The sequence below is a fragment of the Amycolatopsis jiangsuensis genome (assembly GCF_014204865.1).
Lineage (GTDB): Bacteria > Actinomycetota > Actinomycetes > Mycobacteriales > Pseudonocardiaceae > Amycolatopsis > Amycolatopsis jiangsuensis.
The window spans coordinates 3,792,301-3,812,517 of the sequence record NZ_JACHMG010000001.1 but is presented as its reverse complement, the minus strand read 5'-3'; the positions used below and the strand labels follow the sequence as shown (position 1 = coordinate 3,812,517).

Genomic DNA, 20,217 nt, shown 5'->3' with positions numbered 1-20,217 from the left:
ACTACCCCCAAGTCCGCACTGTTGCCGCCGGGCCTGTGCGGGGTGCAATGGCTGACATGCCGGAACCAGTGCTCCTGGGCTCGAGAGCGATGACCCAGGCGGAGGTCGTCGAGGTCGTGCGTGGTCACACGCACGTCGAGCTCACCGAGGCGGTCGAGAAGAATCTCGCCGCCACCCGCCAGCACATCGAAAAGCTCGCCGACGCCACGTCACCCACGTACGGCGTTTCCACGGGCTTCGGTGCGCTCGCCACCCGTCACATCCCGGTGGAGAGCCGCACCGCGCTGCAACGCAGCTTGATCCGCTCGCATGCGGCGGGCGCCGGGCCCGCGGTCGAGCCGGAGGTGGTGCGCGCGTTGATGCTGCTGCGCCTGCGGACGTTGGCCAGCGGCTACACCGGCGTGCGTCCGGAAACCGCGCAAACGCTTGCCGCCCTGCTCAACGCGGGGATCACGCCGATCGTGCACGAGTACGGATCGCTCGGCTGCTCGGGGGATCTGGCCCCGCTGGCGGCGGTCGCGCTCGCGTTGATGGGTGAGGGCGAGGTCGTGCACGATGGCGAGCGCAAGCCCGCCGCCGACGCGCTGGGTGCTGCCGGCATCACGCCGGTCGTGCTGGCCGAGAAGGAAGGACTCGCGCTCACCAACGGCACGGACGGAATGCTCGGCATGCTCCTGCTGGCGGCCGCCGATCTGCACCGGCTCCTGGACGTCGCGGACCTCACCGCGGCGATGAGCGTCGAGGCGCTGCTGGGTACCGACCGGGCGTTCGCCGCCGATCTGCAGGCGTTGCGCCCGCATCCCGGCCAGGCGACCAGCGCGGCGCGGATGTTCGCGGCACTGCAGGACTCGAAGATCGTGGAGAGCCACCGTGGCCCGGACTGCAACCGGGTTCAGGACGCGTACTCGCTGCGCTGCGCCCCGCAGGTGCACGGTGCGGCGCGGGACACGCTGGCGCACGCCGAGCTGGTCGCCGGCCGCGAGCTGCAGTCCGCTGTGGACAATCCGGTGGTGCTGGCCGACGGCCGGGTCGAGTCCAACGGGAACTTCCACGGGGCACCGATCGCCTACGTGCTGGACTTCCTCGCGGTGCCGGTGGCCGATGTCGCGAGCATCGCCGAGCGGCGTACCGACCGGATGCTCGACCAGGCACGTTCGCACGGGTTGCCGCCGTTCCTCGCGCACGATCCGGGCGTGGACTCCGGGCACATGATCGCGCAGTACACCCAGGCCGCCGTGGTCAGCGAACTCAAGCGGCTCGCCGTGCCGGCGTCGGTCGACTCGATCCCGAGCAGCGCGATGCAGGAGGACCACGTGTCGATGGGCTGGTCGGCCGCACGCAAGCTGCGCAAGGCGGTCGACGGCCTGACCACGGTGCTCGCTGTCGAGCTGCTCACCGCCGCTCGGGCGCTCGACCTGCGGGCCCCGCTCACCCCGTCGCCGGTCACCGGGCGGGTCCGGGACCTGCTGCGGACCCGCGTCGAGGCCCCGGGGCCCGACCGTCATCTGGCGCCGGAGATCGCGGCTGCCGAAGAACTCGTGCGGTCGGGCGCTGTCCTGACCGCGGCTGGACTGGAGGTCCGACAATGACATCGAGCACCCCACGCACCGTCCGCGCCGCTCGCGGCACCACGCTCACCGCGAAGAGCTGGCAGACCGAGGCCGCCCTGCGGATGTTCCACAACAACCTGGACCCCGAGGTCGCCGAGCGGCCCGAGGACCTGGTCGTCTACGGCGGCACCGGCCGGGCCGCGCGCAACTGGGCGAGCTTCGACGCGATCACCCGCGAACTGACCACTTTGGACTCCGACGAGACCCTGCTGGTGCAGTCCGGCAAACCGGTCGGGGTGTTCCGCACGCACGAATGGGCACCGCGGGTGCTGATCGCGAACTCGAACCTGGTGGGTGACTGGGCCACCTGGCCGGAGTTCCGCAGGCTGGAGCAGCAGGGCCTGACCATGTACGGCCAGATGACCGCAGGCTCGTGGATCTACATCGGTACGCAGGGCATCCTGCAGGGCACCTACGAGACGTTCGCCGCGGTCGCGAAGAAGCGGTTCGGAGGCACGCTGCGCGGCACGCTCACGGTCACCGCCGGGCTCGGCGGCATGGGGGGCGCGCAGCCGCTGGCCGTCACGATGAACGACGGTGTGGCGCTGGTGATCGAGTGCGATCCGCACCGTGCGCACCGCCGGGTGGAGACGCGCTACCTCGACGAGGTGGCCGACGACCTCGACGACGCGATCAAGCGGGTCACCGCGGCGAAGAAGGAGCGGCGCGCGTTGTCCGTCGCGGTGGTGGGCAACGCCGCCGAGGTGCTGCCGGAGCTGCTGCGCCGCGGGGTCGAGGTGGACATCGTGACCGACCAGACCTCGGCGCACGATCCGCTGTCCTACCTGCCCAAGGGCGTCAGCGTGGAAGACTGGGCGGACTACGCCGCCAAGAAGCCCGACGAGTTCACCGACCGGTCGCGGGAATCGATGGCCGACCACGTCAACGCGATGCTCGGGTTCCTCGATGCCGGCGCCGAGGTGTTCGACTACGGCAACTCCCTGCGTGGCGAGGCGAAGCTCGGCGGGTGCGAGCGCGCGTTCGACTTCCCCGGTTTCGTGCCCGCCTACATCCGGCCGCTGTTCTGCGAGGGCAACGGGCCGTTTCGATGGGCCGCGCTGTCGGGCGATCCGGAGGACATCGCCGCCACTGACCGCGCGATGCTGGAGCTGTTCCCGGAGAACGAATCGCTCGCGCGCTGGATCCGGATGGCCGAAGAGCGGGTGGCGTTCCAGGGGCTGCCCGCGCGGATCTGCTGGCTCGGCTACGGCGAACGGCAGCTGGCCGGTCTGCGCTTCAACGAGATGGTGGCGAGCGGCGAACTGAAGGCGCCGGTCGTCATCGGCCGGGACCACCTCGACTCGGGCAGTGTCGCCTCGCCCTACCGGGAGACCGAGGGCATGGCCGACGGATCCGACGCGATCGCCGACTGGCCGCTGCTCAACGCGCTGGTCAACACCTCGTCCGGCGCGAGCTGGGTGTCCATCCACCACGGTGGCGGTGTCGGGATGGGCCGGTCGATCCACGCGGGCCAGGTGTCGGTGGCCGACGGCACGCCGCTGGCCGCGCAGAAGCTGGAGCGGGTGCTCACCAACGACCCGGGCATGGGCGTGATCCGGCACGTGGACGCCGGGTACGAGCGGGCCGAGGAGGTCGCCGGCGAGCGGGGTGTCCGGGTGCCGATGGGGGAGCAGGCGTGAGCGCAGGCGAGCTGCTCGGACAAATCGCCGACGTCGGGCGCGATACCCGGCGTGGCGGCTACTCGCGGCACGCGTTCGACGCGCCGGAGCGAGAGCTGCGCACGTGGTTCGTGGAGCGTGCGCAGCGGCTGGGCCTCGACGTGGAAACCGACCGCAACGGAAACCTGTGGGCCTGGTGGGGTGCGCCCGGCCCGGATGCGGTGGTCACCGGCAGCCATCTGGATTCGGTTCCCGGTGGCGGTGCCTTCGACGGCCCGCTGGGGGTGTCCAGTGCGCTGGACGCGGTGGAATCCTTGCAAGACAAGGGTTTTCGACCGGCCAAGCCGGTCGCGGTCGTGGTGTTCGCGGAGGAGGAGGGCGGCCGGTTCGGCGTGCCGTGCCTCGGGTCCCGGCTGCTGACCGGGTCCATCGACGCGGACCGGGCGCTGGCGCTGCGCGATCCGGACGGGGTGACGTTCGCCGAGGCTGCGGCCGCTACCGGGCTGGACGCCGGCCGGGTCGGCGCCGACCCGGAGCGGCTGGGGCTGATCGGCCGGTTCGTGGAACTGCACGTCGAGCAGGGCCGTGGGTTGATCGACCTCGGCTCGCCGGTGGCGGTGGGCAGCAGTGTGATCGCCCATGGCCGATGGCGGTTTTCCTTCACCGGGCAGGGAAACCACGCGGGTGCGACGCGGATCGCCGACCGGGCTGACCCGATGCTCCCGGCGGCCGGGACGGTGCTGGCCGTGCGAAGGCTGGCGCGTGGTAGGGAAGACGCTCGTGCGACAGTCGGCCGTCTGGTGCCCACCCCGGGTGGCACGAACGTCATCGCGTCCACTGTGGACCTGTGGCTGGACGCGCGGGTTCCCGGTGCCGAGACTCCTGAACTCGTCGAGGAGATCACCGTGGCCGCGCGGGAAGCGGCGGGTTCGGAGGGGTGCGAGCTGGCTGTGACGCGGGAGTCGTACTCCGGTGACGTGGTGTTCGACGAGCCGTTGCGGCGGGCGTTGGGGGAGTGGCTCGGTGGCCCGCCGGAGTTGCCCACCGGCGCCGGGCACGACGCGGCGATCCTGGCCGGGTTCGTGCCGTCCGGAATGCTGTACGTGCGCAATCCGACCGGGATCAGTCACGCGCCGGACGAGTTCGCCGAGGACGCCGACGTCGCGGCCGGGGCCCGTGCGCTCACCGAAGTACTGGAGCGGCTCGCGAAATGACCACGTACTGGTGTGAGCGAGCCTGGCTGCCCGAGGGCATCGCCGACGCGGTGCGGATCGAGGTGGCCGGCGACCGGATCGTGTCGGTGACCACGGACGCGCCGCGGTCCGGGACTGTCCGGAATGGACTCACGCTGCCCGGGTTCGCGAACGGGCATTCGCACGCGTTCCACCGTGCGTTGCGTGGCCGGACGCACCACGAGCGCGGCACGTTCTGGTCCTGGCGGGAACGGATGTACTCGCTCGCCGTCCGGCTCGACCCCGACGCCTACCACCGCCTCGCCCGAGGGGTGTACGCGGAAATGGTGCTGGCCGGCTACACGAGTGTGGCCGAATTCCACTACCTGCACCACGCTCCGGGCGGCAAGCCGTACGCGTCACCGAACGCGATGGGGGATGCGCTGCGGCAAGCCGCCCGGGACGCGGGCATCCGGCTCACTCTGCTCGACACCTGCTATCTGGCCGGTGGGATCGGCGTGCCGCCGGACGAGGTGCAGCGGCGGTTTTCCGACGGTACGGCCGAGCGGTGGGCGGAGCGGGTCGCGGCGCTGCGGGAAGATGACCTGTTCCGGGTCGGCGGAGCGATCCATTCGGTGCGTGCGGTTCCCGAGCACGACCTGCCGGCCGTCGACCGGGCAGTGCCGAAAAGTCGTCCGCTGCACATCCACCTGTCCGAACAGCGGGCGGAAAACGACCAGTGCGAGGCCGCCTACGGCTGGACGCCGGCCGGTCTGCTGTGGGACTACGGCGTGCTCGACGAGCGGCTGACCGCGGTGCACGCGACCCACCTCACCGAACAGGACGTGAAGTGGCTCGGCGAGGCCCGAGCCGGGGCCAGCTTCTGCCCGACCACCGAACGGGACCTCGGCGACGGCATCGGGCCGGCCCGTGCGCTGCTCGACGCGGGAGTGCGGCTCGGCGTCGGGAGTGACAGCAATGCCGTGGTCGACGCGTTCGAGGAGACCCGGGCGCTCGAGCTCGACGAGCGGCTGGCGAGCGAACAGCGCGGCCGGTTCACCGCAGGCGAGTTGCTGGCCGCGGGCACCGACCACGTGGCGACCGGCTGGCCGGAAGCGGGCGCGATTGCCGTGGGTGCCGGGGCGGATCTGGTCACGGTCGCGCTGGACACCGTGCGGACCGCCGGGATCGAGGCGTCCGGGGTGGTCTTCGCGGCGTCGGCGGCGGACGTCCGGGCGGTCGTGGTGGCCGGCCGGGAAGTGGTGCGCGACGGGGCGCACCTGCTCATCGAACGACCGGAAACCGTGTTGGCCGGGGAAATCGAGGCGCTGTGGCAGTTCTGATCACCGGGATCGGCGAGCTCACCACCAACGATCCGGAAGCGGGCAAGCTCCACGACGGCGCGCTGGTGCTCGACGGCGGCACCGTCGCGTGGGTCGGCCCGGCCGGGCAGGCGCCGGACGCCGACGAGCGCGTGGACGTCGGCGGGCGGGCGGTGCTGCCCGGCTGGGTGGACAGCCACACGCACCTCGTGTTCGCCGGCGACCGCACGGCGGAGTTCGAGGCGCGGATGGCCGGCGGGTCCTACGCGGCGGGCGGGATCGCGGTCACCGTCGAGGCCACCCGTGCCGCTCCGGACGAACGGCTGGCCGCGAACCTGCGCCGACACGTCGAGGAGGCCGCCCGGCAGGGCACCACGTGCCTGGAGACGAAGACCGGATACGGGCTCACCGTGGCCGACGAGGAGCGGTCGGCGCGGATTGCCGGTGCGGTGGCCGACGAGGTCACCTACCTGGGCGCGCATCTCGTGCCGCCGGGCGCCGACGCGGAGTCCTATGTGGACCTCGTATGCGGGGAGATGCTCGATGCGGTCGCGCCGCACGTGCGGTGGGCGGACGTGTTCTGCGAAACCGGCGCGTTCGACGAGGCGCAGTCGGCACGCGTGCTCACTGCCGCCGCGAAACGCGGGCTGGGGCTCCGGGTGCACGGCAACCAGTTGGGGGAGGGGCCAGGAGTGCGGCTCGCCGCGGAGCACGGGGCCGCGAGCGTCGACCACTGCACGTACCTGAGTGACGGGGATGTGGCCGCGCTGGCGTCGTCGGGCACGGTCGCGACGCTGTTGCCCGCGTGCGATTTGTCGACACGGCAGCCGCTGGCCCCCGCGCGGCGGCTGCTCGACGCGGGCGCGACGGTCGCGTTGGCGAGCAACGCCAATCCCGGCAGCTCGTACACCACGTCGATGGCCTTCTGCGTAGCCACAGCCGTACTGCAGATGCGGATGACAGTGGAGGAAGCAGTGTGGGCCGCCACCGCCGGCGGCGCCCGTGCACTGCGCCGCGACGACGTCGGCTTCCTCCGCCCCGGTGCCCGAGCGGATGTCCACGTGCTCGACGCCCCCTCCACGACGCACCTCGCGTACCGGCCCGGAGTCCCGCTGACCTACGCCGTGTGGCGGAAGGGAGACCGAATGCGCTGACGAGCGTGCTCCGAGCGCACCTGGCTTCTCCCGGTGGTCGACGCGGCGGTGGGTGCTCGCGCTGAGTCGCCGAAACCCGGCGAGGCCACTTCGCCACTGCGGGCGGGCCAGGTCACCGCGGCGGGTCGTGTGCTGGGTGCCCGCTGAGACGAGGTTGTCGTGGGTCGCCGTGGTGGGTCGTGTCCTGGGTGCCCGCTGAGACGAGGTTGTCGTCGGTCGCCGCGGCGGGACGTGCCCAGGTGCCCGCCGAGACGGGATCGCCTTCGGTCGCCGCGGCGGGGTTGCCGTTGGTCGCCGGAACGGCATTGCCGCCGGTCGCCGCGACGAGCCGCGGCGTAACCCTGATCGCGTTCCTCCAGTGAGGATGGGCTGTCGGCGCCCGGTGATGCCCAGCAGGCCGACCTCGGACTCGCGCTGACCGAGTGTTCACGATCGTGGTCACGGCCAGCCGATCCCGGAACAGGAGGGACGGTCGGCGCAGCCCCACTGGGGGACGGGCTTGGTGACGCCCGAGCGGAGCCGTTCGGCCGTGTCTCGTGAGGTCGGTGCCTCTCGCCACCGCCCCGTGTGTGCGTGCCGGCGCCCGTGTTGGCTGGGCCGACCGTCGCTGTCCCCTTGGGGCTGCGTGCCGGTGCCGGTGCCGGTGTGTGGGCCTCGTTTGTGCTGTGGCGTGGGCGACATGTGTTCACCGAGAGTTCAAGAACTGGACACCATTACGGGGATCTGGTGTCGCCCGATCGGTGGGTAGCGTCAGCGGCGCACGACCACCGAGCTGGAGAGCACGCGCATGGACTTCTCTTTGATCGTCCTGGTGGTGATCGTCGCGGCGCTGGCGTTCGACTTCACCAACGGGTTTCACGATACGGCGAACGCGATGGCCACCTCCATCGCCACCGGTGCGTTGAAGCCCAGAGTCGCGGTCGCCATCTCCGCCGTGCTGAACCTGGTCGGCGCGTTCCTGTCCATCGAGGTCGCGAAGACGATCTCCGGGGGCATCGTGGACGACGCGAAGGTCACCCCGGTGGTGATCTTCGCGGGGTTGATCGGCGCGATCGTCTGGAACCTCGTCACGTGGCTGGTGGGGCTGCCGTCCAGCTCGTCGCACGCGTTGTTCGGCGGCCTGATCGGCGCCACCTGGATCGCGTCCGGCGGCGACGCCGTGCACTTCGGCAAGGTCGTCGAGAAGGTGCTGATCCCCGCGGTCGCGTCGCCGGTCGTGGCGGGGATCGTGGCGCTCGTCGGCACCTACCTCACCTACCGGATCATCGCGAAGGCGCGCCAGGACGTGGTGGGCAAGGGCTTCAAGACCGGTCAGGTCCTCTCGGCCAGCCTGGTCTCGCTCGCGCACGGCACCAATGACGCGCAGAAGACCATGGGCGTCATCACGCTGGCACTGATCGCCGGTGGCTCGCTCGCCCCCGGGTCGAACCCGCCGGTGTGGGTCATCCTGTGCTCCGGCCTCGCGATCGCGCTCGGCACCTACCTCGGTGGCTGGCGGATCATCCAGACCATGGGCAAGAAGCTCACCGAAATCCAGACGCCACAGGGTTTCGCGGCCGAGACCAGCTCCGCCGCAGTCATCCTCGCCTCGTCCCACCTTGGCTTCGCGCTGTCCACCACGCACGTCACGTCCGGCGGGATCATCGGCTCCGGCCTCGGCCGCAAGCTCGCGGAGGTGCGCTGGGGCGTCGCGGGCAAGATGGTCGTCGCGTGGGTGCTCACGCTGCCCGCGGCGGCGATCGTCGGCGCCATCGCCGCCGCGGTGTCCACGCGCGGGAGCTGGGGCACGGTCGCGGTCGGTGCGGTCGGCGTGCTGCTCGCGGCCGGTATCTGGCTGGCTTCGCGGCGGAACCCGGTGAACGCCGGCAACATCACCGAGCCGGAGGCCGTCGAGGCCGCCCCGGCCGTGGCCTGAGGGAGCGGACGTGGACATCAACTGGGGTGCCCTCGGCACCGTGTTCGTCGTCGCGCTGGCCGCCGCGGTGGTCCTCACCGTGCTGTTCGCCTACGGCATCCGCGGGCTGTCCGAACGCGAGACCGCGCGCGCCCAAGGCGGCAGCGGCGTCGCGCAGTTCACCGGTTCGATCGTGTGCTTCGCGGTCTGCGCGGCCGTCGTGCTCTACGGGATCTACCTGATCGTGGCCTGAACACGGGCACGCAGCTCTTCCGGAAGCTCGCCGAGCAGCGGACGTACCGCGGCCCGGCGAGCTTCGTCCAGGTGGCCCAACAGGTCCAGCGCCGGTTCCCACAGCGACTCGTCGGCCGCCGCCGCCCGGACCAACTGGGCCAGCCTGCCCTCGGGCAACAGGCTGAGCACGTGGTCGACACGGGCCTTGTCGTCCAGCACGTACGCGGTGCGCAGCAGGCCCGCGTCGTCGAGCAGGCCGACGCTGCGCCGCACGGTCTCGTCCGGCAGATGCCCGACGAAGCGGCCCAGCGTGATCCAGTCCTCGCGGCCGGCCAGCTCCCGCGCCACCGCGAGCACGGTCGGCAGCGGGATCCGGACGATGATCGCGGTGGCACGCCGTGGGTCCAGCTCCGCCGCCACCGAGGCGAGGAACTGCGGCGACAGCCGTTTCGCCACGTCGATGCCGCGCGATACGTCGACCAGCCCGGCGATCCGCGCGCACAGCAGCGGTCCGAACACCTTCTCCGCGATCTTCGCGACCACTGGCGCCGGCAGGAGGCGGCTCGCCAGCGCCATGCGTTCCAGCACCACGACGTTGGCGTCGAACAACGTGGTGGTCACCTGTTCGCGTAACCGGCGTACGTCGGCTTCGTCCACCTCGGCGAGGTAGCCGAGCCGCGCGGCGTCGACGTCGAGCGCGCGGGCGAGCTTGAGGATTTCCGGGTTCACAGGCCGACCGCCTTGCGCACTGCACCGCGAAGCAGCGCCGGCACGTACTTCAGGGCTTCCTCACCCGCGTGCGCGAGGGCCTTCGCCTGTCGGTGCCGCGCGTCGCGCAGCGCCGCGGCCAGGTCCTGCCGATGCTCCTCGGACAGGGCTTCGATGCCTTCGGGCAGGGGGCCGCCGAGCTGATCGGCGAGGGTGCGCTCAGCCATGGTGACCCATCATGCCGTACCGGGCGGACCTTGACTTTCGGCAGTGGTGGACGGGTGTGCGGCACTTGTAGCGTCGGCAGGATGAAGGAGGCGGCCCGGCGCAGGTGGCGCGTGACGTTCGCGGTCGCGCTGTGGGTGGTGCTCTGCCTGCTCGTGGTCGTCGACACGACCAGCGGCCCGGACCATCGGACGCTGGAGCTGGTCTACGGGCTCGCCTCGGTGACCGTGGCGGTGGCGACCGCGCGCCGGTGGCCGGCGGTGTCCTTCGCGGTGACCGTGGCGACGTCGCCGGTCGTCTCGCTGGGCTGGACCGCGAAGGTGGCCGTCTGGGAGTTCTTCCTGATGGTCGTCCTCGGCTATTTGGCCGGGTTGCGGATGCCCCGGGTGCGTGCGGCGGCGGTGATCTGTTCCGTGACCGCGCTGGCCGGGATACCGCCGGCGGTGTTCCTGCCCGAGGGGTTCGACGCCTGGGGCACGATGCTCGGCGTGCTCGCGTTCGCCGGCGTGGCGCCGTTCCTGCTCGGACGGTACGTCCGGCTGCGGAAGGAGCTGGCCCAGGCGGGCTGGCGGCGGGCCGAGGAGATGGAGAGCCGCTACCGCCTCGTGGCCCGCGAGACGCGGTTGCGGGAACGGGCCCGGATCGCCAGCGACATGCACGATTCGCTGGGCCACGAGTTGAGCCTGATCGCGGTGCGAGCCGCCGCGCTGGAGGTGGCGGCCGGGCTCGGCGACGAGCAGCGCGGCGCCGCCGGGCAGCTGCGGTCCGGTGCGGCACAGGCGACCGAGCGGCTGCGCGAGATCATCGGGGTGCTGCGCGAGGACGCGGCACCGGTCGAGCCCGTGCAGGGCGACGTGGCCGAGCTGGTCGACCGGGCGCGTGCCTCGGGAATCGGGATCGAGGCGCGGCTGGAGACCCTCGCCGATGCCCCGCCGATGGTCGCTCGCGCGGTCTACCGCGTGGCGCAGGAGGGACTGACGAACGCGGCGAAGCACGCACCGGGCGCGGCGGTCACGGTGACTGTGACGAGTTCCGCGGAGACCACCGAAGTGCTCGTGTGCAACGCCGCGCCGCCGGCCGGGCCGTTGCCCGGCCGGTCGGGTCGCCAGGGACTCATCGGCCTGCGGGAGCGAGTGCGGCTGGTCGGTGGCACGCTGCGGGCCGCGCCGGCGGACGGCGGCTTCGAGGTCGTGGCGCGGCTGCCGCACGCCGCGGCGCCGGCTCCGGAACCGGGCGACGACGAGGTGGTCGGTCAGGCCGCGCGGGAACGCGCGCTCGCCCGCCGGGACGTGCGACGGAGCCTGGTGCAGGCGATCGTGGTTCCGCTGGTGCTGTTCGGCGTGATCCTGGGCGCGACCGGCGTGGGTTTCCTCGTGCAGTGGTCCGAGTCCGAGCTGCCTGATTCGGCGTACGCGCGGATCGAGCCCGGCCAGCCGCGCGAGGCGTTCGCTGCGTTGCTGCCGTCGCGGCAACGCAGTTCGCTCCCGCTGATCAACGAGCCGCCGCGCCCGCGCGGGACCACCTGCGAGTACTACGGCACCGAGCGGAGCTGGCTCAACCTGAACAAGGCGGCCCACCGGCTGTGTTTCGCCGGCGACCGCCTGGTGACCAAGGATTCCTACAGTGAGGACGAACCGTGATCCGGGTACTGCTGGCCGACGACGAGGCGATGATCCGGGCCGGAGTCGCGGCCATCCTCGCCGCCGACCAGGAGATCGAGGTGGTCGCCGAAGCCGGTGACGGCCGTGCGGCGGTGGAACTGACCCGGGCGAACCGGCCGGATGTCGTGCTGCTGGACATCCGCATGCCCGACCTGGACGGGCTCGCCGCGGCCGAGGAGATCCGGCGGATCCTGCCGGACACCGGTGTGCTCATGCTGACCACCTTCGGTGAGGACGCCTACATCGAACGCGCCCTCGGGCTGGGCGCGAGCGGATTCCTGCTCAAGGCGGGCGATCCGCGCGAACTGCTCGCCGGAGTGCACGCGGTGGCCGACGGCGCGGCGTTCTTGTCGCCGAAGGTGGCGCACCGCGTCATCACGCAGTTGTCCGGCGACCGACTGGGACGTGCGGCGGCCGCCAGGGACCGGGTCGCGGTGCTGACGCCCCGGGAACGCGAAGTCCTCACCCTGCTCGCCGACGGACTGTCCAATGCGGACATAGCCGGTCGCATCCACGTGGTGGAAGGCACGGTGAAAGCCCACGTGAGCACGATTCTGACCCGGCTGGCCGTCCGCAACCGCGTCCAGGCGGCGATCACCGCGTACGAGGCCGGCCTGGTGTGACGAGCCGGACGCCACGCCGCACGGAACGGATGGGCGTGCCTGGCGTGGCGGGGTCGGTGGCTTGGCCCTGGCGCACGTGACTTGGCCCGGCTCTGGCCCTGTCCTCGCGCCAGGGTAGTGATCTCCCGGCCGTGGTACTCTGATTGAAGTACTCGACTCGGAGGTCGCCATGGCAGCCCGGAACCGCGGCAATCCGCTGGCGCTCGCGGCGCTGATCTGTCTCTACGAGCGGCCCATGCATCCCTACGAGGTGGCCACCACGTTGCGGCAGCGCAACAAGCACGAGAGCGTCCGGCTCAACTACGGGTCGCTCTACGCGGTGTTCGGTTCGCTGGAGAAGCGGGGGCTGATCTCCGAAGCGGAGGTCACCAGGGAAGGGCGGCTGCCGGAGCGCACCGTCTACGAGCTGACCGGGGCCGGGCTGGCCGAGATCCACGACTGGATGGCCGAGCTGGTCGGCGTCCCGCGGAAGGAGTATCCGGATTTCGAGGCCGCGCTGGCATTGCTGGTCGCGTTGCCGCCGGATCAGGTGCTTGCCCTGCTTCGCGAACGCGCGGACCGGCTGGAGGTCGGCATCAGCCAGTCGCACGCTGCCGGCGAGGTGCTCCGGAAGCAGCAGGTGCCGAGGCTGCTCCGGGTCGAGACCGAGTTCCACACCGCGCTGCTCGACGCCGAGCTGGCGTTCGTGCGCCGCCTCGCCGACGAGCTCGAGTCCGGCTCCCTGGAGGGGCTCGACTGGTGGCGGACGGTGCACGGCGACGGCCCGGTCGCCCCGCCGGTGCCGCGATCATCCACGGAGGAACGAACATGACCACGCAGATTCAGCAGGACACCGTCGAGGCCTTCCTTTCCCGGATCGCGGACGCCTGGAACGCGGCCGACGCGACCGCGTACGCGCGGGAGTTCACCGAGGACGCCACCTACGTGATCTTCCTGGGCGACGCGCTCCGCGGGCGCGCCGAGATCGAAAGCACCCACGTCGACGTGCTGAGCAAATGGCAGCGCGGCACAAAGATGCTCGTGAAGCCGGTCTCGGTCAGCATGGTCGACGAAAACACCGCCTCGGTGCTCACGATCGGCGGCATCGGCGCCGGCGAACCCGTCGAGTACGACAAGTTCCAGACGTTCACCCTCGTGCGGCGGGACGGACGGTGGCAGTGTGCCGCCTTCCAGAACACCGAGATGAGCGACCGGTCCCGGCGTCAGCTCTGATCGGTGGCCAACGCGGGCGCCCGCCAGGTGTTGATCGAGGAGCCCGTCCTCGCGGTGAGTGTGGCCGGCGCGAGCCGGAGGGCAGCCGAGCGCGCCGCGCAGGCGATCGGGTTGCGCAGCAACGGACCGGCGGCTCCCGCGCGGAGTGAGGCGCGGGCGACGCGCTGGCTGCGTGGGCGCCGTTCGGTGTCGTAGCGTCGCAGTGCCTCGTCCACTGCGGACGAACCAGCGCAGGCGGCCGCGAGGACGACGGCGTCTTCCAGCGCCTGGCAGCCACCCTGGCCGAGAAACGGCGGCATGGCGTGCGCGGCGTCGCCGAGCAACGCGATCCGGCCGTGCACGTAGCTCGGCAGCGGGGTCGCCAGATGGTGGGTGTCGTGGAGCAGGATTTCCGGCGTGGCGGCGATGAGTTCCGGAACCGGGGCGTGCCAGCCGGCGAACTTCGCGGCCAGGTAGGCCCGGTTGTCCTCGTGCCGGACCCCGGACGGACGCGCTTCGGAAATCCACCAGTAGGTCTGGCTGTGCGACAGGGGAAGCACTCCGATTTCCGTGCCCGGCGCCCAGGTGGTGCTCAGCCGGGCGGGCAGTTCCGCGACCCCGCGGAACGCCGCGCCGCCGCTGTATTCGACCCGGGCGTGCGGATGAAGTGCCTGCCGGATGCGGCTGGTGATGCCGTCCGCGGCCACGACCAGGTCGGCTCGCGTGGCATCCGCGCCGTGGTGGACAACACCGTCCGGGGCCACGGCGGTGACCTCGACGCCGGTCTGCAGGCTTTCCGGGGGCAACGCCGAGCGCAACGTCTCGATGAGGTCCGCACGGTGGATCGCGCCGAGCGGTAAACCCTGGTGACGCACGAACGCTTCGGCGTCCCAGTGCGCGAGGCGTCGGCCTCGCCGGTCGAGGAACCGGCCGCCCGCCTGCCGGGCGAGCGCCGGGGTGACGCCCAGCTCGGCGAGCGCGCGCTGCGCGTTCGGCCACAAGGAGATCCCCGCACCGATGGCGGTGAACGCTGCGGCCCGTTCGAACACCGTGACCCGCCAGCCGATGCGGTGCAGCCCGACTGCCGCGGCAAGTCCGCCGATACCCCCGCCGACCACGACGGCGTGCTGTGCTTTCATGACTCCTCCTCTACAGATGTAGAGCACTCTACACCTGTAGAGTGGTCGGGTGGACCGGAAAGCGAGCATCGGCGACGCGGCCATCGAGGTGATCGCGGCCGAGGGCATGCGGGGACTCACGCACCGCGCGGTGGACCGGGCGGCCGGGCTGCCCGCGGGCTCCACGTCGTACTACGCCCGGACCCGCACCGCGCTGCTCGAGCTGGCGGTGCGGCGCATGGTGGAGCTGGACGAGGTCGAGGCCGAGCCGCCACCTCATGGCGGCCTCGCGGACTTCCTCGGTTCGGTCGTGTACTCCGCGATCACCGAGGGACGCACGAGAATGCTGGCGCGGTACCAGTTCGCGCTGGAAGCCACCCGCAGCCCCGAACTGCGCGCGAGTTACGACTCCGGCGGCCACCTGGTGCGCCGCCGCTGTGCGGAAGTGCTGGCGGCCGCCGGTTCGCCCGCGCCGGAAGCACACACCCGGGTGCTCATCGGCTGGCTCGACGGATCGATCTTCGACGCGCTGGCCGGCACGGGTTCCCGTCGTCCGCCGTCGCGGGACGAGCTGGTCGAGGGGGCCCGTGCCGTGCTCGCCGGGCTCGGCCTTTCCGGAGCCTGAGGGCCGCGTCAGGCGTCCCGCCGATTCAACAGCGCCGTGCCACCCAGCAGGCCGGCGCCGGCCCAGAGGAGGCAGATCAGCGCTCCGATCCACGGTCCGTACGGAGGTGTTCCGCCGAGCACCAGATCGGCGCTCCCGGGCGGCACCATCGCGTTGCTGCCCGCGAACAACGGGAAGTAGTCCAGCGCGCCGGACGCGACGTACGACGAAACCAGCAACGGCAACGGCAGGAGCAGCACGATCAGCACCACCAGCGTGCCCGCCGCACTGCGCAGAATGAACGCGATTCCCGTGGACAGCACGCCGAGGAACGCGAAGTAGGCGCCCATGCCCAGCGCGGTCACCGCGGCGTCGCCGAATGTCGTCGGGAGGCCGTTGCCGAGCATCGCGAGTTTCGCGACTCCCATCCCGAACGCGGCGACCAGCACCCCGAAGACGAACAACACCGGCAGCACCACCGCGGCTTTCGCGGTCGTCAGCCGCGGCCGCACCGGTACCCATTGCAGTGTCGTGCGGATGGCCCCACTGGTGTACTCACTCGTCACGAACAACGTCGCCACCGCGAGCACGCAGAATTCGACGAGATACACCGCGCCGGTGGCGGCGATGCCGTGTGCCGCCTGTGGCTGGTCACCACCGAATCGTTGTGACAGGCCGGAAACGACCGCGTAGAACGCCATCAGCAGCGTTCCCCCTGCCAGGCACCACCTCGTGGCACGCACCGACCAGAACTTCGTCCACTCCGCGGCGACAGCCGGCTTCATCATGCCCGTACCCCGTATTCCACCGACGACGCGGTCAGTTCCAGATAGGCCTGTTCCAGTGACGCGGTCCGCGCGCCGAGACCGTGCAGCCGTACGCCGAGTTCGTGCGCGAGATCCCCGACCTTGTCCACCGCGACGCCTTCCGCCAGCACCTCGTCGTCCTCGCCCCGGCGCACGGGCACCCCCAGCGCCCGCAGCCGTTCGGTCAGGGCGGCAAGTTCCGCGGGCACCGGTACCCGCACGGAGACGCAGCTGCGTGAGTTCCCGGCGATGAACTCGTCCATCGGTGCGTCGGCGAGCAGCCGTCCCTTGCCGATCACCACGAGGTGGTCCGCGGTCAGCTGCATTTCGCTCATCAGGTGACTGGACACGAGCACCGTGCGTCCTTCTCCGGCGAGGAGACGCATCAGCTGGCGTACCCAGCGCACCCCGTCCGGATCGAGCCCGTTCACCGGTTCGTCGAACATCAGCACTGCGGGGTCGCCGAGCAGCGCGCCCGCGATGCCGAGCCGCTGGCTCATCCCGAGCGAGAACGTGCCGGTGCGCTTCCCCGCGACGTCGCTCAGGCCTACCGTCGCCAGCACTTCCTCGACGCGGCGCGGCGGAATGCCGCTGCCGCGCGCCATCGCGAGCAGGTGCTTGCCCGCGCTTCGGCCGGGGTGCACGGCTTTCGCTTCCAGCAGCGCGCCGACTTCTCGCAACGGATACCGCAACTGGCGGTAGGGCTTGCCCTGGATCAGCACATCGCCGGAATCCGGGTGATCCAACGCGACCGTCATCCGCATGGTGGTCGACTTTCCGGCGCCGTTGGGGCCCAGGAACCCGGTCACCAGACCGGGAGCGACCACCGACGTGAGACCGTCCACCACCGTCTTGTCCCCATAGCGCTTCGTCAATCCGCGAAACGTGATCATGCACCGAGTCTGCGCGGTCGGTCACGCTCCGGACATCGGCTGACCGACTGGTGCCGACCCTGACTTTCGACAGGGGTTCAGCGAGACCTGCGGCTGGTGTGCCGGGTGGGGGTGGCGGTAGCCGGGTCCTCCGGCCACGGGTGCTTCGGGTAGCGGCCGCGGAGGTCGGCGCGGACCGCGGCGTAACCGTTGCGCCAGAAGGACTCGAGATCGGCAGTCACCGCGGCGGGCCGGCCGGCGGGGGAGAGCAGGTGCAGCAGCACCGGCACCCGGCCGTCGGCCAGCGCCGGGGTGCGGGTCCAGCCGAAGGTCTCCTGCAGCTTCACCGCGAGCACCGGCTGTTCTCCCCGGTAGTCCACGCGGTGGCGCGAGCCCGAGGGCACCGCGAGCCGATCCGGGGCGAGGTCGTCCAGCCGGGCCGCCTCCGGCCAGGGCAGCAGGCCGCGCAACGAGGCGCCGGCGTCGAGATTCGCCAGATCACTGCGCCGGCGTACCCGGGACAGATCCAGCCAGGAGTCCACTTCGGACAGCAGGGTGTCGTCGTCCACCGCTGGCCACGGCGGACCGAGTACCCGGTGCAGGAACGCCATTCGCTCCCGGAGCCGGGTCGTGTCCTGACTCCAGCGCACCAGCCCCAGCCCCTCGGCGCGCAACCCGGCGACCACGGCGTCATGCACCAGCGCCGGGTCCGGATTCCGCAGCGGACGCTCGGAAAGCACGATCGCGCCCAGCCGGCGGACGTGACGTGCCACCACGTCGCCGTCCCATCGCACTTCGTCCACTTCGGACAGCAAGGCAGGCGCGGCACGGACGGCGAGGGCTTCGTCCGCCGACGCGGCAAGGCGGATCGTGCCCTGCGCCCGGCCGGGATCACGCGTCGCCTCGGCTATGGCCAGCCACTCGGCGTCGTCCAACCCGCTTCCGTCGGGCAGCTCAGCTGCGGTGCCACCGGCCATCAGGTACACCGGTGCCGAGCCGGAACGCTTGTGCGCCAGCCGTTCCGGGTAGGCGAGAGCGACCACCAACGCGGCATCGACGGCTTCGGCCCCGCCCGGCGTCTTGACCAGCCCGGCCAGCCGCCGGGCGTCTCGTTGCCAGCGGTGGGCAGCATCGTCATGGGCGGAGCGCAGCCGGCGCAGCTCGGCTTCGACATCGGTGAGCTTCGCTCCGGCGTCGAGAAGAGCGACGACTTCGGCGGCCGCTCGCGCGCCGACCGCTGCCGCGCCGTCCAGCAACGCGCGGGCCAGCCGGGGATGCAGCCCGAGGTCGGCCATTCGTCGCCCGCGTGGCGTGACAGCGCCGTCGGACATGGTCGCGCCCAAGGTGACGAGCAGGCTGCGCGCCGCGGCCAGAGCTCCTTCGCCGGGCGGATCCCACCAGGCCAGCCCGCTGCCGTCCGGAGTGGACCAGCACGCCAGCTCCAACGCGAAGCGGGCGAGTTCCGCGGTGCGGATCTCCGGCTCGGGATAGGCCGGCAAGGTCGCCTGCTCGTGTTCCGGCCAGCACCGGTACGCCCGCCCCGGCGCCTCGCGTCCGGCCCGGCCTGCCCGCTGCTCGGCGACCGCCGCCGAGACGCGCACGGTGGCCAGCCCGGCGAGACCCCGGCGATGATCGACGCGCGGCACGCGGGCCAGTCCACAATCGACGACCGCACGCACGCCGGGCACGGTGAGGCTCGACTCCGCCACCGCCGTGGCCAGTACCACCCGCCGGCGTGAGCGCGGACGAAGAGCTTCGTCCTGCCGGGCGGTGGAAAGCCGGCCGTGCAGTGGCAGTACGTCGGCGTCGAGCGAATCCAGCAACGCCGCCGTACGGGAAATCTCCCCGGCGCCCGGCAGGAAGGCGAGAACGTCACCGTCTCCTTCGGACAGTGCGAGCCGGACGGTGGCAGCCACTGCGGCCTCGATCCGCTGTCCCCGGGCCGGGGCTCGGTAGCTGAGCGAGACGGGATACGTGCGGGCCTGCGCAGTGACCACCGGCGCGTCGCCGAGCAACTCGGCGAGGCGCCCGGCCGCGACGGTCGCCGACGTGGCGAGCAGCCGGAGGTCCTCCCGCAACCCGGCGCGGACGTCGAGGAGCAGAGCGAGCAGCAGATCCGCGTCGAGATGGCGTTCGTGGCATTCGTCGAGGAGCACAGCGGACACCCCGGGTAACTCCGGATCGTGCTGCACACGGCGGACGAGCAGACCGGAGGTGACGACCTCGATCCGCGTCCGCGCCGACACCTTCCGGTCCCCGCGGACCGCGTACCCCACCGTTTCGCCCACCGGTTCCCCCAGCAGCGCGGCCATCCGCGAGGCCGCGGCACGAGCCGCGAGCCGGCGTGGCTCGGCGACGACCACCCGGCCCTCGCCGCGGTCCAGCGCGAGCGGCACGAGCGTGGTCTTGCCGGTCCCCGGCGGTGCCACGAGCACCGCGGTGCCGTGGCCCTCCAGCGCGGCCAGCACGTCCGGCAGCACGGCGCGGACGGGCAGGTCCGGAAGCCGGTCGAGGTCGGTCACTTCTCGGTGATCTCCGGTGGCGGCGGCAGCGGGTAGTTCGACGGGCCGAGGTTGGCCTGCAGGGAACGCAGCCAGCCGCCGGTCGAGATCATCTTCGCGATGGCGTCGTCCACCGCGTGCTGCCCGTCGAGGTCGCCCTTGCGCAGGCCGATCCCGTAGCGCTCGGTGGAGAACGTGCGCCCGACCACCCGCAGCAGCTCGGGGTTCTGCGCGGCGTAGCCGGCCAGAATCGCCGCGTCCGTGGTCACCGCGTCGATCTGGCCGGCGAGCAGCGCGGTGACACAGTCCGGGTAGCGCGGGTACTCGACCAGCTTCACCGCCTGGGCGAACTTGTCGCGGACCGCCTCCGCCGGGGTCGACCCGGTGACCGAGCACAGCTTGCGGGTGTTCAGGCTCTCCGGCCCGGTGATGTCCGAGGAGGTGAGCCGCACCAGCAGGTCCTGCCCGGTGACGAAGTACGGGCCCGCGAAGGTCACCTGCTGCTTGCGCTTGCCGGTGATCGAGTAGGTGGCCACGACCAGGTCCACCGCCCCCGAGGCGAGGTCCGATTCGCGGCTGGCCGGGGTCGTCTCACGCCAGGTGATGTGGTCCGGCGCGACCCCCAGCTCGCCGGCGACGAACGTGGCCACGTCCACGTCGAAACCGACGAACCTGCCGTCGATCGTGCGCTGCGAAAGCCCGGGGGCGTCGAACCGGATGCCGATCGTGAGGTGGTCGCCGTCACGCGCCCGGGTGGGCAGCGGATCGCCGGGCGTGGCCTCGCCCGCCCCGCAGGAGACGCAGCCGACCAGCAGGAACAGAACGGCGAGCAGGGCACGAGCCCGCATATCCGCCTCCCCTCGGCCGGTCGAGTGCTCACAGAGTTCTCAGGTCCGGCGGCTA

The 20,217-nt window shown here is 71.7% G+C and carries 20 protein-coding genes; 13 read left to right on the top strand and 7 right to left on the bottom strand.

All coding sequences use genetic code 11. The annotated features are described in order from the left end of the window. Positions 1-56 precede the first annotated feature (56 nt). From hutH to BJY18_RS16645, 8 genes are all read left to right on the top strand, one after another. Complete coding sequence (gene hutH, locus BJY18_RS16680; protein WP_184780860.1) at positions 57-1,589, top strand: histidine ammonia-lyase; 1,533 nt, start codon at positions 57-59, stop codon at positions 1,587-1,589. Continuing rightward, complete coding sequence (gene hutU, locus BJY18_RS16675) at positions 1,586-3,250, top strand: urocanate hydratase (protein WP_184780859.1); 1,665 nt, start codon at positions 1,586-1,588, stop codon at positions 3,248-3,250. Before hutH ends, hutU begins: the two co-directional genes overlap by 4 nt. Then, positions 3,247-4,443: an allantoate amidohydrolase gene (locus BJY18_RS16670; protein ID WP_184780858.1), complete on the top strand. Its 1,197-nt coding sequence runs from the start codon at positions 3,247-3,249 to the stop codon at positions 4,441-4,443. The genes hutU and BJY18_RS16670 overlap by 4 nt, the downstream gene beginning before the upstream one ends. Next, positions 4,440-5,744 (top strand): formimidoylglutamate deiminase, encoded by a 1,305-nt coding sequence (locus BJY18_RS16665; protein ID WP_184780857.1) that lies wholly within the window; start codon positions 4,440-4,442, stop codon positions 5,742-5,744. The genes BJY18_RS16670 and BJY18_RS16665 overlap by 4 nt, the downstream gene beginning before the upstream one ends. Continuing rightward, positions 5,732-6,877 (top strand): imidazolonepropionase, encoded by a 1,146-nt coding sequence (gene hutI, locus BJY18_RS16660; RefSeq protein WP_184780856.1) that lies wholly within the window; start codon positions 5,732-5,734, stop codon positions 6,875-6,877. Before BJY18_RS16665 ends, hutI begins: the two co-directional genes overlap by 13 nt. Positions 6,878-7,056: 179 nt before the next feature. Continuing rightward, entirely contained in the window at positions 7,057-7,239 is a 183-nt protein-coding gene (locus tag BJY18_RS16655) for a hypothetical protein (protein ID WP_184780855.1), read from the top strand. A gap of 425 nt (positions 7,240-7,664) precedes the next feature. Beyond that, the gene (locus BJY18_RS16650; RefSeq protein ID WP_184780854.1) at positions 7,665-8,792 is read left to right on the top strand and encodes an inorganic phosphate transporter; all 1,128 of its coding nucleotides are present in this window, start codon (positions 7,665-7,667) and stop codon (positions 8,790-8,792) included. A gap of 10 nt (positions 8,793-8,802) precedes the next feature. Further along, entirely contained in the window at positions 8,803-9,024 is a 222-nt protein-coding gene (locus BJY18_RS16645; RefSeq protein WP_184780853.1) for a hypothetical protein, read from the top strand. Here BJY18_RS16645 and BJY18_RS16640 read toward each other — a convergent pair. Then, a complete protein-coding gene (locus tag BJY18_RS16640) occupies positions 9,006-9,734 on the bottom strand; it encodes a hypothetical protein (protein ID WP_184780852.1) in 729 nt (242 codons plus the stop codon). The genes BJY18_RS16645 and BJY18_RS16640 overlap by 19 nt on opposite strands. Then, entirely contained in the window at positions 9,731-9,940 is a 210-nt protein-coding gene (locus tag BJY18_RS16635; RefSeq protein ID WP_184780851.1) for a hypothetical protein, read from the bottom strand. Before BJY18_RS16635 ends, BJY18_RS16640 begins: the two co-directional genes overlap by 4 nt. A gap of 81 nt (positions 9,941-10,021) precedes the next feature. Here BJY18_RS16635 and BJY18_RS16630 point away from each other — a divergent pair, with 81 nt between their 5' ends. The 4 genes from BJY18_RS16630 to BJY18_RS16615 all read left to right on the top strand — a co-directional run bounded on the left by BJY18_RS16630 (position 10,022) and on the right by BJY18_RS16615 (position 13,434). Further along, positions 10,022-11,578, top strand: coding sequence for a sensor histidine kinase (locus BJY18_RS16630; protein WP_184780850.1), 1,557 nt, complete (start codon positions 10,022-10,024; stop codon positions 11,576-11,578). Further along, positions 11,575-12,222, top strand: coding sequence for a response regulator (locus BJY18_RS16625; RefSeq protein WP_184780849.1), 648 nt, complete (start codon positions 11,575-11,577; stop codon positions 12,220-12,222). The genes BJY18_RS16630 and BJY18_RS16625 overlap by 4 nt, the downstream gene beginning before the upstream one ends. Positions 12,223-12,391: 169 nt before the next feature. Further along, on the top strand, positions 12,392-13,033 hold the full coding sequence (locus BJY18_RS16620; protein ID WP_184780848.1) for a PadR family transcriptional regulator: 642 nt from the start codon (positions 12,392-12,394) through the stop codon (positions 13,031-13,033). Then, the gene (locus BJY18_RS16615; RefSeq protein ID WP_184780847.1) at positions 13,030-13,434 is read left to right on the top strand and encodes an SgcJ/EcaC family oxidoreductase; all 405 of its coding nucleotides are present in this window, start codon (positions 13,030-13,032) and stop codon (positions 13,432-13,434) included. The genes BJY18_RS16620 and BJY18_RS16615 overlap by 4 nt, the downstream gene beginning before the upstream one ends. Here the strand turns inward: BJY18_RS16615 and BJY18_RS16610 are convergent. Next, positions 13,425-14,552, bottom strand: coding sequence for an FAD-dependent monooxygenase (locus tag BJY18_RS16610; protein WP_184780846.1), 1,128 nt, complete (start codon positions 14,550-14,552; stop codon positions 13,425-13,427). The two genes, BJY18_RS16615 and BJY18_RS16610, sit on opposite strands and share 10 nt — an antisense overlap. A gap of 49 nt (positions 14,553-14,601) precedes the next feature. On the opposite strand from BJY18_RS16610, the gene BJY18_RS16605 reads away from it, so the two are divergent. Then, on the top strand, positions 14,602-15,156 hold the full coding sequence (locus tag BJY18_RS16605; RefSeq protein WP_184780845.1) for a TetR/AcrR family transcriptional regulator: 555 nt from the start codon (positions 14,602-14,604) through the stop codon (positions 15,154-15,156). An 8-nt stretch (positions 15,157-15,164) separates the two neighbouring features. Here the strand turns inward: BJY18_RS16605 and BJY18_RS16600 are convergent, their stop codons facing one another. The 4 genes from BJY18_RS16600 to BJY18_RS16585 form a co-directional block, all read right to left on the bottom strand. Beyond that, positions 15,165-15,923 (bottom strand): ABC transporter permease, encoded by a 759-nt coding sequence (locus BJY18_RS16600; RefSeq protein WP_184780844.1) that lies wholly within the window; start codon positions 15,921-15,923, stop codon positions 15,165-15,167. After that, the gene (locus tag BJY18_RS16595) at positions 15,920-16,834 is read right to left on the bottom strand and encodes an ATP-binding cassette domain-containing protein (RefSeq protein WP_184780843.1); all 915 of its coding nucleotides are present in this window, start codon (positions 16,832-16,834) and stop codon (positions 15,920-15,922) included. The genes BJY18_RS16600 and BJY18_RS16595 overlap by 4 nt, the downstream gene beginning before the upstream one ends. Before the next feature lie 77 nt (positions 16,835-16,911). Then, entirely contained in the window at positions 16,912-19,335 is a 2,424-nt protein-coding gene (gene hrpB, locus BJY18_RS16590) for an ATP-dependent helicase HrpB (protein ID WP_184780842.1), read from the bottom strand. After that, positions 19,332-20,162 carry a glutamate ABC transporter substrate-binding protein gene (locus BJY18_RS16585; protein WP_184780841.1) on the bottom strand — a complete coding sequence of 277 codons (831 nt, stop codon included), beginning with the start codon at positions 20,160-20,162 and terminating at the stop codon, positions 19,332-19,334. The genes hrpB and BJY18_RS16585 overlap by 4 nt, the downstream gene beginning before the upstream one ends. Positions 20,163-20,217: the final 55 nt, after the last annotated feature.